Origin of the sequence: Ensifer canadensis (genome assembly GCF_017488845.2) — a bacterium.
Taxonomy (GTDB): domain Bacteria; phylum Pseudomonadota; class Alphaproteobacteria; order Rhizobiales; family Rhizobiaceae; genus Ensifer; species Ensifer canadensis.
In genome coordinates, this window is record NZ_CP083370.1 from 3,087,370 (window position 1) to 3,100,274 (window position 12,905).

At 62.5% G+C, this 12,905-nt stretch carries 8 protein-coding genes; 3 read left to right on the forward strand and 5 right to left on the reverse strand.

Annotated features, from left to right (window positions below; all coding sequences use genetic code 11):
* Nucleotides 1-5: 5 nt before the first annotated feature.
* A complete protein-coding gene (locus J3R84_RS15150; RefSeq protein WP_025424814.1) occupies nt 6-1,463 on the reverse strand; it encodes a glutamate synthase subunit beta in 1,458 nt (485 codons plus the stop codon).
* Between the two features lie 104 nt (nt 1,464-1,567).
* Nucleotides 1,568-6,292 (reverse strand): glutamate synthase large subunit, encoded by a 4,725-nt coding sequence (gene gltB / locus J3R84_RS15155; RefSeq protein ID WP_025424815.1) that lies wholly within the window; start codon nt 6,290-6,292, stop codon nt 1,568-1,570.
* A 556-nt stretch (nt 6,293-6,848) separates the two neighbouring features.
* On the opposite strand from gltB, the gene J3R84_RS15160 reads away from it, so the two are divergent.
* Nucleotides 6,849-7,895: a threonine aldolase family protein gene (locus tag J3R84_RS15160; RefSeq protein WP_203528341.1), complete on the forward strand. Its 1,047-nt coding sequence runs from the start codon at nt 6,849-6,851 to the stop codon at nt 7,893-7,895.
* A 100-nt stretch (nt 7,896-7,995) separates the two neighbouring features.
* Here the strand turns inward: J3R84_RS15160 and J3R84_RS15165 are convergent, their stop codons facing one another.
* On the reverse strand, nt 7,996-8,853 hold the full coding sequence (locus tag J3R84_RS15165) for a LysR substrate-binding domain-containing protein (protein ID WP_057217950.1): 858 nt from the start codon (nt 8,851-8,853) through the stop codon (nt 7,996-7,998).
* A gap of 95 nt (nt 8,854-8,948) precedes the next feature.
* Here J3R84_RS15165 and J3R84_RS15170 point away from each other — a divergent pair, with 95 nt between their 5' ends.
* On the forward strand, nt 8,949-9,938 hold the full coding sequence (locus J3R84_RS15170; RefSeq protein ID WP_025424818.1) for a bile acid:sodium symporter family protein: 990 nt from the start codon (nt 8,949-8,951) through the stop codon (nt 9,936-9,938).
* Nucleotides 9,939-10,089: 151 nt separating this feature from the next.
* Here J3R84_RS15170 and J3R84_RS15175 read toward each other — a convergent pair whose 3' ends face one another.
* A complete protein-coding gene (locus J3R84_RS15175; protein WP_025424819.1) occupies nt 10,090-10,551 on the reverse strand; it encodes an Hsp20 family protein in 462 nt (153 codons plus the stop codon).
* Between the two features lie 394 nt (nt 10,552-10,945).
* Here J3R84_RS15175 and J3R84_RS15180 point away from each other — a divergent pair, with 394 nt between their 5' ends.
* Nucleotides 10,946-11,911: an alpha/beta fold hydrolase gene (locus J3R84_RS15180; RefSeq protein WP_057205642.1), complete on the forward strand. Its 966-nt coding sequence runs from the start codon at nt 10,946-10,948 to the stop codon at nt 11,909-11,911.
* A 24-nt stretch (nt 11,912-11,935) separates the two neighbouring features.
* Here J3R84_RS15180 and hisN read toward each other — a convergent pair whose 3' ends face one another.
* Entirely contained in the window at nt 11,936-12,709 is a 774-nt protein-coding gene (gene hisN, locus J3R84_RS15185) for a histidinol-phosphatase (RefSeq protein WP_057205640.1), read from the reverse strand.
* Nucleotides 12,710-12,905: the final 196 nt, after the last annotated feature.

A 12,905-nucleotide genomic window follows, 5' to 3' on the forward strand; every position in this document is an offset into this window, starting at 1 on the left:
TGATGTCAGCGCGGCAGGATCGACGATCCCATCAGCGCCTCGTCGATCGCGCGGGCCGCCTGGCGGCCTTCGCGGATCGCCCAGACGACGAGCGACTGGCCGCGGCGAACGTCGCCGGCCGTCCAGAACTTGTCGACCGAAGTCTTGTAGTCGCGGTCGTTGGCAACGACGTTGGTCGAGCCACGACGATCGGTGTTGAGCGTCAGCTTGTCGCCGAGATCCTTCAGTACGCTATCGGTGAACGGGCCGCTGAAGCCGATGGCGATGAAGGCGAGATCGGCCTTGATGATGAACTCCGTGCCGGCAATCGGCTTGCGGCGATCGTCCACCTGGCAGCACTTGACGCCGATGAGGTTGCCGTCCTCGTCGCCGACAAACTCCAACGTCGCGACCTGGAACTCGCGGATCGCGCCTTCGGCCTGGCTGGACGAGGTGCGCATCTTGGTCGCCCAGAACGGCCAGACGGCAAGCTTGTCTTCCTTTTCCGGCGGCTGCGGGCGGATGTCGAGCTGGGTGACCTTGACGGCACCCTGGCGGAAGGCCGTGCCGACGCAGTCGGAGGCGGTGTCGCCACCGCCGACGACGACGATGTGCTTGCCGCCGGCAAGGATAGGCGCTGACGGCCAGCCGGTGCTGTCGATGTTCTCACGCCCGACCCGGCGGTTCTGCTGCACGAGATAGGGCATGGCGTCATGCACGCCGGCGAATTCGACACCGGGGATGCCGGCATTGCGCGGCGTTTCGGAGCCGCCGCAATAGAGCACGGCATCGTGGCGATCGATCAGTTGCTCGGCCGGCAGGTCGACGCCGACATTGACGCCGCAATGGAAGGTGACGCCTTCGCCCTTCATCTGCTCGACGCGGCGATCAATGAAGTTCTTCTCCATCTTGAAGTCGGGGATGCCGTAGCGCAGCAGGCCGCCGGGCTTGCTCTCGCGCTCGTAGACGTGAACCTCGTGACCGGCGCGCGCCATCTGCTGGGCGGCGGCCATGCCGGCCGGACCCGAACCAATGACGGCGACCTTCTTGCCGGTCTTGGTAACAGCCGGCTGCGGCACGATGTAACCCATTTCATAGGCCTTGTCGGCGATCGCCTGCTCGACGGTCTTGATCGCGACCGGCGCATCCTCGAGGTTCAGCGTGCACGCTTCCTCGCACGGCGCGGGGCAGACGCGGCCGGTGAATTCCGGGAAGTTGTTGGTCGAATGCAGGTTGCGGATCGCCTCTTCCCAGTTGCCGTTGTAGACCAGATCGTTCCAGTCGGGGATCTGGTTGTGCACCGGACACCCGGTCGGCCCATGGCAGTAGGGGATGCCGCAATCCATGCAGCGTGCCGCCTGCTTCTGCACCTCCGGTTCCGACATCGGAATGGTGAATTCACGGAAATGGCGGATGCGGTCGGACGCCGGCTGGTACTTTGCCACTTGCCGGTCGATCTCGAGAAAACCAGTTACCTTACCCATCGTATCATCCTGATAGCTATGCGTCTGAACAGGCGCTTGAGACAAGCGCGCGTGATGAACCCCCGAACCCTTTTCGGAACCGGGAGCCCTTTTCACCGGGGCCTCTATTCGGCCGCCTCTGCCATTTTCATGCGTTCCATGTCTTCGAGCGCACGACGATATTCGACCGGCATGACCTTGCGGAATTTCGGCCGGTAGTCTGCCCAATGGTCGAGGATCGCCTTTGCCCGGGGCGAGCCCGTGTGGTGCAGGTGGCTGGAGATCAGCTGATAGAGCCGCTCCTCGTCGTGGCGCGTCATATCGCCGGACACGTCGACCATGCCCTTGTGCATGATGTCGCCGCCGTGATGATGCAGCTTCTCGAGCATGTCGTCTTCTTCGGGCACCGGCTGCAGTTCGACCATCGCCATGTTGCAGCGGCGGGCGAAATCGCCTTCCTCGTCCAGCACATAGGCAACACCGCCGGACATGCCGGCCGCGAAGTTGCGGCCCGTCGCGCCGAGAACGACGACGACACCGCCGGTCATGTATTCGCAGCCGTGGTCGCCCACGCCTTCGACGACCGCAATGGCACCGGAATTGCGCACGGCGAAGCGTTCGCCGGCAACACCGTTGAAGTAGCATTCGCCGGAGATCGCGCCGTAAAGCACGGTGTTGCCGACGATGATCGAGTTTTCGGGCACGATTTTGGTGTTTTCAGGCGGCCGGACGATGATACGGCCACCGGAAAGCCCCTTGCCGACATAGTCGTTGCCGTCGCCCACCAGGTCGAAGGTGATGCCGCGCGCCAGGAAGGCGGCGAAGGATTGGCCCGCCGTACCCTTGAGGGTGACGTGGATCGTATCGTCCTTCAGGCCCTTGTGGCCCCAGCGCTTGGCAAGCACACCCGAAAGCATGGCGCCGGCCGACCGGTCGACGTTCTTGATCTTGGCTTCGAAGGCGACGGGCGCCTTGGTTTCCAAGGCGATCTTGGCCTTCTCGATCAGCGTTCGGTCGAGCACGTCGTCGATCGGGTGCTTCTGGCGGCTGGTCCAGTAGGTCTCCGCCTTCGGAGCGTCGACCTTGTGGAAGATCTTCGAGAAATCGAGACCGTTGGCCTTCCAGTGGGCGAGCGCGCCGTCCTTCTCCAAGAGTTCGGAAGCACCGATGATTTCATCGAGCCTGCGCACGCCGAGCGAGGCGAGGATCTCGCGCACTTCCTCTGCAACGAAGAAGAAGTAGTTGATGACGTGCTCGGCCGTGCCCTTGAAGCGCTTGCGCAGCACCGGATCCTGGGTCGCGACACCGACAGGACAGGTGTTGAGGTGGCACTTGCGCATCATGATGCAGCCGGCCGCAATCAGCGGCGCGGTGGCAAAACCGAACTCGTCGGCGCCGAGAAGCGCGCCGATGATCACGTCGCGGCCGGTCTTCAGGCCACCATCGACCTGAAGGGCAACGCGCGACCGAAGGCCGTTCAGCACCAGCGTCTGCTGAGTTTCGGCAAGGCCGATTTCCCAGGGGCTGCCGGCGTGTTTCAACGACGTCAGCGGCGATGCGCCGGTGCCGCCGTCGAAACCGGAAACGGTGATGTGGTCGGCGCGCGCCTTGGCGACACCGGCAGCAACCGTGCCGACGCCCACTTCCGAGACCAGCTTGACCGAAACATCGGCTTCAGGGTTGACGTTCTTCAGGTCGTAGATCAGCTGCGCCAGATCTTCGATCGAGTAGATGTCGTGGTGCGGCGGCGGCGAAATCAGGCCGACGCCCGGCGTCGAATGCCGGGTCTTGGCGACGGTCGCATCCACCTTATGGCCGGGCAGCTGCCCGCCCTCGCCGGGCTTGGCGCCCTGGGCCACCTTGATCTGCAGCATGTCGGCATTAACAAGATACTCGGTGGTCACGCCGAAGCGGCCGGAGGCGATCTGCTTGATCGCCGACCGTTCCGGGTTGGTCGAGCCATCGGGCAGCGGCAGGTAGCGGTCGCTTTCCTCGCCGCCTTCGCCGGTGTTCGACTTGCCGCCGATCCGGTTCATGGCGATTGCCAGCGTCGTATGCGCCTCGCGGCTGATCGAGCCGAAGGACATGGCGCCCGTCGAGAAGCGCTTGACGATGTCGGTGGCCGGCTCGACCTCGTCGACGGAGATCGGCTTGCGGCCGGCAGCCTCCGCACTCTTGACGGTGAACAGGCCACGGATCGTGTTCATCCTGAGCGCCGAGTTGTTCACCATCTCGGCAAATTCGCGATAGCGATCCTCTGCATTGCCGCGCACGGCATGCTGCAGCGAGGCGATCGCATCCGGCGTCCAGGCGTGGCTTTCGCCGCGCATGCGGTAGGCATATTCGCCACCGATATCGAGCGTGTTGGCAAGCACCGGATCGGCACCGAAGGCTGCCTTGTGGCGGGCGACGGTTTCGGCCGCGATCTCTTCAAGGCCGATGCCTTCGATCGTCGTCGCAGTCCCGAAGAAGAACTGGTCGACCAGCTTCGACGACAGGCCGACAGCATCGAAGATCTGCGCGCCGCAATAGGACTGGTAGGTCGAGATGCCCATCTTGGACATCACCTTGAGGATGCCCTTACCCACCGCCTTGATATAGCGGTAGACCACTTCGCTGCCGTCGACTTCCTTGGGGAAATCGCCGCGCTTGTGCATGTCGGTCAGCGTATCGAAGGCAAGATACGGGTTGATCGCTTCGGCGCCGTAGCCGGCGAGCAGGCAGAAGTGATGCACTTCACGCGGTTCGCCGGATTCCAGCACGATGCCGACCGAGGTGCGCAGGCCCTTGCGGATCAGGTGGTGGTGCACGGCGGCCGTTGCCAGCAGCGCCGGGATCGCGACGCGGTCCGGACCGACCTGGCGGTCGGAAAGCACGATGATGTTGTAGCCACCCTTGACCGCCGCTTCCGCACGTTCGCAGAGGCGATCGAGCATTTCCGGCATGCCTTCGGCATCGCGCGAAATGTCGTAGGTGAAGTCGAGCGTCTTGGTGTCGAACCGGTCCTCGGTATGGCCGATCGAGCGGATCTTTTCCAGATCGCCGTTGGTCAGGATCGGCTGGCGCACTTCCAGCCGCTTGGCATGCGCCATGCCGGCATGATCGAGCAGGTTCGGGCGCGGGCCGATGAACGAGACGAGGCTCATCACCAGCTCTTCGCGGATCGGGTCGATCGGCGGGTTGGTGACCTGCGCGAAGTTCTGCTTGAAGTAGGTATAGAGCAGCTTGCGCTTGTCGGACATTGCCGAGATCGGCGTGTCGGTGCCCATCGAGCCGATGGCTTCCTGGCCGGTGGTGGCCATTGGCGACATCAGGATCTTGGTGTCTTCGAGCGTGTAGCCGAAGGCCTGCTGGCGGTCGATCAGGGAAACGTCGCGGCGCAGCGCACGCGGCTCGACCGGCTTCAACTCTTCGAGGATGAGCTGGGTATCGTCGAGCCACTTGCGGTAAGGATGCTTGTCGGCGAGCGAAGACTTCACCTCCTCGTCGGAGATGATGCGACCCTGCTCCATGTCGATGAGCAGCATCTTGCCCGGCTGCAGGCGCCACTTCTTGACGATCTTTTCTTCGTCGACCGGAAGCACGCCGGCTTCAGACGCGAGGATGACGCGATCATCAGATGTGACGATATAGCGGGCCGGACGCAGACCGTTGCGGTCGAGCGTCGCGCCGATCTGGCGGCCGTCGGTGAAGGCCACGGCTGCCGGTCCGTCCCACGGCTCCATCAGCGCTGCGTGGTATTCGTAGAACGCCTTGCGCTCGGGCGACATCAGCTGGTTGCCGGCCCAGGCTTCGGGGATCAGCATCATCACCGCATGCGAAAGCGAGTAACCGCCCTGCACCAGGAATTCGAGCGCGTTGTCGAAACAGGCGGTGTCCGACTGACCCTCGTAGGAGATCGGCCAGAGCTTGGAGATGTCGTCGCCGAAGAGCGGCGAGGACACGGAAGCCTGGCGCGCCGCCATCCAGTTGACGTTGCCGCGCAGCGTGTTGATTTCGCCGTTGTGGGCGACCATGCGATAGGGGTGCGCGAGCTTCCAGGACGGAAACGTGTTGGTCGAGAAGCGCTGGTGAACCAGGGCGACGGCCGACTGGAAGCGCTCGTCCTCCAGGTCCTTGTAGTAGGCGCCGACCTGATAGGCCAGGAACATGCCCTTGTAGACGATCGTCTGCGTCGACAGCGACACGACGTAGAAGCCGAGATCGCCGCCTTCCGCTTCCGCATAGATGCGGTTGGAGATCACCTTGCGCAGCGTGAACAGGCGACGCTCGAATTCGGCGTTGGTCGCGGCATCGCGGCCGGCACCGATGAACACCTGCACATGGTGCGGTTCGGTCGCAGCGATATCAGGAGCCTTGGAAAGCGACGAATTGTCGACCGGCACGTCGCGGAAGCCAAGCACGTGCTGGCCTTCCTCGGCGACCACTTCGCTGATCACGTCCTTGAAATGGGCAATCAGCTTTTCGTCGCGCGGCATGAAGAGGTAGCCGACGCCATATTCGCCGGCCTTCGGCAGGGTAACGCCCTGCTTGGCCATTTCCTCGCGGAAGAAGCGGTCGGGGATCTGCACGAGGATGCCAGCGCCGTCACCCATCAGCGGGTCGGCGCCGACGGCACCGCGGTGCGTCAGGTTTTCGAGCATGAAGAGGCCGTCGCGCACGATCTGGTGCGACTTCTCACCCTTCAGATGCGCGACGAAGCCGACGCCGCAGGCATCGTGTTCGTTGCGCGGATCATAGAGACCCTGTTTTCGCGGCAGGCCGGACGGGAATGTGGGCGTTTTTTCAGCCGTCGCAACAGTGTGTGCGAGGTTGAGCCCAGATTGCTGTGATGGCGTGTGATCCGTCATCGTCTTCCCTCCTGTTGAACCCGGCATGTCCGGGCATACCTGCGCCCGCGCATGGCTTCTCGTCGCACGCATTCACGTGCCGCAAAGCCGGGGCATTCATCGTCTCATGATCCTGATCAGGTCGCAAATAATGCACGGCATCATCAGGCATTGATGTCAGTGACCATCCTGATGGCAGGCGTTAACAACCGGATGAAATCCGGCGGATCCCCCTGCGCCACACGCCGATTGCCGATTTTTTGGGCACTTGCGGCGATTGTTCCGGTCCCTAGACCGAAATAGGACAGCAAGACTGTCCTATTTCATGCGCTCTATGCCAGAAACCGCCCCCCTCCGCAAGGGGCATATGAGCAAATAATAGAAGGGATTTTGCCGAACATTGCCGAAAATTTCCCGGTTTTATAATTTAATTACGACAAACGGACGTTTTCTTCATTTTGGTTTCAAACTGGTATCCTGTTGGCCTCCATAGCAGCGACCGTGATTGATCCGGCCGGCAGGTGGGTTATGGTCGCCCGAACGACGTCGATATGACCGTGAAACAGGACGATATGTGATGATTTTTTCCTCTGACAACTGGGCTGGCGCCCACCCTGCCATCGCCCAGAGCCTCGTGACCCATGCCGACGGCTACACCTCCGCCTACGGCACCAGTGAGCTCGACCGGAAGGTGGAGAGGAAACTGTCGGAGGTTTTCGAGCGCGATGTCGCAGTCTTCTTCGTCGGCACGGGAACGGCCGCCAATTCGCTGGCGCTCGCCAGCACCAGCCGCGCCGGCGGCGTCGCGTTCTGCCACCGCGAAGCGCACGTGACGGCCGACGAGTGCGGCGCTCCGGAATTCTTCACCCATGGATCGAGGTTGAAGCCCGTCGACGGCAAACATGGCAAGATGGACGCATCGCGCCTTGAGGCGGAAATTCGCCGCTACCCGCTCGACAATGTCCATGGCGGTCAGCCGATGGCGGTCACGCTGACGCAAGCGACCGAAAGCGGCACCGTCTACGCACTCGATGAGATCGAGGCGATTGCCGCGGTCGCCAATGCACACAAGCTGCCGCTGCACATGGACGGCGCCCGCTTTGCCAATGCGCTGGTCAGCCTCGATGCCACACCGGCCGAGATGACCTGGAAGCGTGGCGTCGATCTCGTTTCCTTCGGCGGCACGAAGAACGGCTGCTGGTGCGCCGAGGCCCTTGTCCTCTTTGATCTTTCGAAGGCGCACGAGATGCATTTCCTGCGCAAGCGCTCGGCTCAGTTGTTCTCGAAATCGCGCTTCGTCTCGGCCCAGTTCGACGCCTACCTCGAAGGCGGTCTCTGGCTCGACCTCGCCCGGCATTCCAACGCCATGGCCCGGCGTCTTGCCAACGGCATCGCCGCTTCGCGCAACAGCCGGCTCGGTTGGCCGGTCGAAGCCAACGAGGTCTTCGTCATCCTGAAAAAGGACGTGGCGACGAAACTGCAGGAGCAAGGCGCCGTTTTCTACGACTGGCCGGTTCCGCACGAACTCGCCGGAAGCCTCGCGGCCGACGAGGGCCTCTATCGCCTGGTGACGAGCTTTGCGACCAAGATGGACGACGTCGATCGCTTCGTCGCAGCCTGCTGAGGCGACTGCATAATTCCTTGGATCAGGATAGATCCGAGGAGAAAATTATGCAGCAAATTCAAAGAGCCACAATACCGCGTGCCACGCGCGGTGTTGTGGCTCACGCCTGGCCCTGTAACGTCCTCACCTTCGACAAAATCTCGGTCGAGAGCGCCGCGATCAGCTTCTGGTCGGCGCCCTTGCTGGGAACCAGTACGAACTCGACATCCTCCAGCGGCGGCAAGGTGCCGGTGGGTATTTCCCGCAGGCCCTGCGGCGCCATACTGCGCGGCTGGACGAGCACGCCCATGCCCGCTTGGGCGGCGGCCGTCAGCCCGCTGAGGCTGCCGCAGGTGCAGACGATCCGCCATGGCAGCCGATGCCGGTCGAGCACCTCGAGCGCCACGCTGCGCGTGATGCTCGGCGGCGGAAAGGCGATCAACGGCAGCACCCTGTCACGCTTCACACGCTCGGGATCACGCGCCAACCAGACCAGCGGCTCGCGATAGACCAGTTCGCCGCGCGGATCGCCCAGCCGCCGCTTTGCCAGCACCAGATCGATCTCGCCACCATCCTGCATATGGTAGAGCACGCCGCTGAGTGCTACCGTCAATTCGAGCTCCACCGACGGATGGGCGCGAACGAAATCTTCGAGCACGCCCGGCAACCGGCTGGTGACGAAATCCTCCGACATGCCCAGCCGTAATCGTCCGCGCAGACTGCTTTCGGCAAACAGCGCCTTGACCTCGTCGTCGATCGCCAGCATCGAACGCGCATGGGCAAGCAGGGCCTGACCATCCGTCGTCAACGAGACCCGGTGCGTGTCGCGGGCAACGAGCTTGCGCCCGAGCGACGCCTCAAGCCTTTGAATATGTTGACTGACCGTCGACTGGCCAAGCGCCAGTCTCTCGGCCGCGAGGGTGAAGCTGCCCATCTGTTCGAGCGCAACGAAGCTGCGCAGTTGCACGAGGTCGAGCATGCATTATCCAATTTCGCGATAACTGTTATTCCTTGCATCCTGCTTCATAATGACATTTCTCGGCAAGACGTTTCTCAATCGAGCCAGTGACAGACATGGGCCGCTATCTTCCCGACACCTTCACCCTGCTCCTGCTTCTCACCGTGCTTCTGGCATCGATGCTGCCGATCCATGGCGAGGCGACGGCCTGGTTCGCCATGGCAACGAAGGTGGCGGTCGGCCTGGTCTTCTTCCTGCATGGCGCAAGATTGTCGCGCGATGTCGTCGTAGCCGGCTTCCTGCATTGGCGGCTGCATCTGGCGATCCTGGCATCGACCTTCGTGCTGTTCCCGCTGATCGGCCTCGTCGTCGGCTTCGTACCGTCATCGGTCCTGCCGCCGGCGCTCTATACCGGCATCCTCTTCCTCTGCGTCCTGCCCTCGACCGTGCAATCGTCGATCGCCTTCACGTCGGTTGCCGGCGGCAATGTCCCGGCAGCAATCTGCTCAGCGTCCGCCTCCAACATCTTCGGCATGTTCCTGACGCCGCTTCTCGTCGGTCTCCTATTTTCCGCCGGCGGCCATGGCGGTGTGTCGCTGGATGCCCTTGAGCAGATCCTGCTGCAGCTGCTGGCACCGTTCATCGCCGGTCAATTGTTGCAGCCGTGGATCGGCGGCTGGATCCGGGCGCGCAAGGGCCTGCTTGCGCCCGTCGACCGCGGTTCGATCCTCATGGTCGTCTATCTGGCCTTCAGCCAGGCCGTCACATCGGGGCTATGGCAGACCTTTTCGCTTGCCGATCTCGGGGTGCTGGTCGCGATCGAGATCGTCATGCTGGCGCTGGTACTCGCCGTCACCATGTTCGGCAGCCGCCTCTTCGGTTTCAACCGCGCCGACGAGATCGCCATTACCTTCTGCGGCTCGAAGAAGAGCCTTGCGAGCGGCATCCCGATGGCAAGCGCCATCTTCGCCGGCCAGAACATCGGTGCGATCGTGCTGCCGGTCATGCTCTTCCACCAGATCCAGCTGATGGCCTGCGCGGTGATTGCCCAGCGTTACGCCGCCCGCAAAGAGCTGGACGCCATCGCCGAACCCGTCCGCCCCTAAAGCAATTCCAGGAAAAGTGTGAAACGGTTTTCCGTCCGGCATTGCGTTATTTCAATGATCTAGAACCTGTCCGGGAAGACGCGAAAACAACGATCCCAAAAAAAGGCGGCGTCCTTTCGGGCGCCGCCTCTTCAAGCTTGGGAGGGAGGGATTAGAGGTTCTGGGCCTCGATCTGCTTCGGCTGCGATGCGACCGACGTAATGTCGATCCGGCGCGGCTTGGCTGCTTCCGGGATCTCGCGGGTGAGGTCGATGTGCAGCAGGCCATTCTTCAGCGAAGCGGACTTGATCTCCACATGGTCGGCAAGCTGGAAGCGACGCTCGAAGGCGCGCTTGGCAATACCGCGATGCAGGAACTGGTTTTCTTCGGCCTTGTCCTCGCTCTTTTCGCCCTTGATTGTCAGCGTATGTTCGCGCGCTTCGATCGACAGTTCGGTTTCGTCGAAGCCGGCAACCGCCATGGTGATGCGGTAGGCGTTTTCGCCGGTGCGCTCGATGTTATAGGGCGGATAGGTCTGAGCCTGGTCAGGCTGGCCGAGGCTGTCGAGCATCGTGAAGAGGCGGTCGAAGCCGACGGTGGAGCGATAGAGGGGGGAAAAATCAACGTGACGCATGGTGTCCTCCTGGGAGCAACTGTTTGCGATGTCTGGTCTGCCACCCCATCCAGGCAGCGGCGCGACCGGTGAACGGACCCGTTATCGGCGTCCGTGAGCAAGAGATGGGAATGCGATTTCGTCAGTTCAAGGCATGCCGCCTCAAGATTCCCAAGAGGTGAATGGCGGATGAATGACAGGTTCGGCCGTGGTTCAGATCAGGGGCGTTACAAAGGCCACACTGGGAGGAAATCTCCTGGGGCTGAAGTGACATGTCCCTTCCCCTTCAGCGGCCGGAAACGGTGATCGTCCGGATTTCACCCACCGTTTCCGGCTTTTTTCTTTGACGGCGCCAAGCCCGCCGCCTATCCCTGATGATACCGATCAACGCGTCTTCAGCCTGGTTTCGTCCGTCATGACCACGATCCTCCGCTCCACACCGGATAATCCGATACCGGACAATCACGTGGCGGGCTTCTTCGATGGAGCCGGTGGCCGCAAGATCCGCTACGCCATCTTCAAGACCAGGACGCCGGTTGCGCGCGGCACCGTGGTGCTGCTGCAGGGCCGCAACGAATCGATCGAGAAATACTTCGAGACCATCGCCGAACTCAACGCCGCCGGCCTCTGGGTCGCAACCTTCGACTGGCGCGGCCAGGCGGGCTCGGAGCGGCTCTTGCCCGAGGCCGGGCGCGGCCATGTCGAGCGCTTCTCCTATTACGAGCGCGATCTGACCACCTTCCTCGAACAGATCGTGCTGCCGGATACCCGGCTGCCGTTTTCGATTGTCGCCCACTCCATGGGCGCGCTGGTCGCGCTGTCGCTCGCGCCCATGCTTTCGAGCCGCATCGATCGCCTGGTGGTGCTTGCCCCCTTTGTCGGCCTCGGTGGCCAGATAATTGGCGAACGCAGCATCGCCAGCATGGCAACGGTGATGCGCTGGGTCGGTCTCGGGCGGCTGCCATTGCATGCCGACAAAGGCAATCGCCCCTTTGAAAACAACGTGCTGACCGCCGACCGCCGGCGCTTTGCGCGCAACCTGGCCTTGACCGAAGCCTATCCGGAATTGCGACTTGGGCCGCCGTCGGCGCGCTGGTTGACCGAAGCGTTTCGTGCAATGCGCCGCGTCGCCCGACGGGAACATCTGACCCGCATCACCCTGCCGACGATCATCCTGGCGCCGACAGCCGACCGGCTGGTGCCGCATGTCGCCGTCGAGTGGCTGGCGCGCAATTTCCGCGCCGCCCACATGATCCCGATCGACGGTGCGCGCCACGAACTGCTGCACGAGGCCGATCGTTATCGCGCCCAGGCCATGGCGGCCATTCTTGCTTTCGTCATTCCCGATAAGGACGACAAGGACGAAGGCGAAGCGGCCTGAGACAATTCAGTCTTTTGAGAAAATTCAGCCTTTGAGAATTTCCAGCGCCTGCGCATGCAGTTCGGCGCTGCCGGCAGCGATGACTTCGCCACCCATTTCCGCCGGGCCGCCCTGCCAGTTGGTGACGATGCCGCCAGCCTGCTCGATCAACGGGATAAGGCCGCCGACGTCATAGGGCTTGAGCCCGCACTCGATGACCAGGTCGACATGACCGGCCGCAAGCAGCGCGAAGGCATAGCAATCACAACCGTAGCGGAACAGCCGCACCTTGTCCTGCAGCGCCTCGAAGCGGGTCTTGTTGTCGCCGGTGTAGAGATGCGGCGAGGTCGTAAACAGCACGGCATCTGAAAGCGCGTCGCAAGTGCGGGTCGACAGCACCTTGTCGCCGTCGGGTCCACGGTAGAGCGCCTGCTTGCCGTCGGCAAAGAAGCGTTCGCCGGTAAATGGCTGATCCATCAGGCCCATCACCGCATCGCCGTTGCGATAAAGACCGATCAGCGTGCCCCAGACCGGCAGGCCGGAGATGAAGGCGCGCGTGCCATCGATCGGATCGATCACCCAGACATATTCGCGATCGAGCCCGACATTGCCATGCTCCTCGCCGAGGATACCGTGACCGGGGAAATTCTCCTCGATCAGAGCGCGGATCGCGGCCTCAGCCGACTGATCGGCCTCGGTCACCGGATCGAAACCGCCCTCGAGCTTGTTGACGACGCTCGTGCCGATGCGAAAGCGCGGCAAGGTTTCCGCCTTGGCGGCATCGGCGAGACGATCGAAAAAGGAGCGGTCGGGCAGCATGTCACTCTCTTTAGGGAAAGAAGCAGGAAGGTCCAATCTGCATAGACGAAATCTGCAGAAAGGCAAACGGCCAAGCGACCGGCTGTCAGCGATCCAAGACGGTGGGCCGTTCCGATCGTTTCAGCGCCGTCGATCCGGTGAAATTCCTTTGCCGCACTGCAAAAGTTTTCACTCTCTCAACTTGACAATTGTGCAG

Bases quoted from the DNA above. Each gene is read 5' to 3' on its own strand.
- gltB (WP_025424815.1), bottom strand. From the start codon at position 6,292: ATGACGGATCACACGCCATCACAGCAATCTGGGCTCAACCTCGCACAC.
- J3R84_RS15180 (WP_057205642.1), top strand. From the start codon at position 10,946: ATGACCACGATCCTCCGCTCCACACCGGATAATCCGATACCGGACAAT.
- J3R84_RS15160 (WP_203528341.1), top strand. From the start codon at position 6,849: ATGATTTTTTCCTCTGACAACTGGGCTGGCGCCCACCCTGCCATCGCC.
- J3R84_RS15175 (WP_025424819.1), bottom strand. From the start codon at position 10,551: ATGCGTCACGTTGATTTTTCCCCCCTCTATCGCTCCACCGTCGGCTTC.
- J3R84_RS15170 (WP_025424818.1), top strand. From the start codon at position 8,949: ATGGGCCGCTATCTTCCCGACACCTTCACCCTGCTCCTGCTTCTCACC.
- J3R84_RS15150 (WP_025424814.1), bottom strand. From the start codon at position 1,463: ATGGGTAAGGTAACTGGTTTTCTCGAGATCGACCGGCAAGTGGCAAAG.
- J3R84_RS15165 (WP_057217950.1), bottom strand. From the start codon at position 8,853: ATGCTCGACCTCGTGCAACTGCGCAGCTTCGTTGCGCTCGAACAGATG.
- hisN (WP_057205640.1), bottom strand. From the start codon at position 12,709: ATGCTGCCCGACCGCTCCTTTTTCGATCGTCTCGCCGATGCCGCCAAG.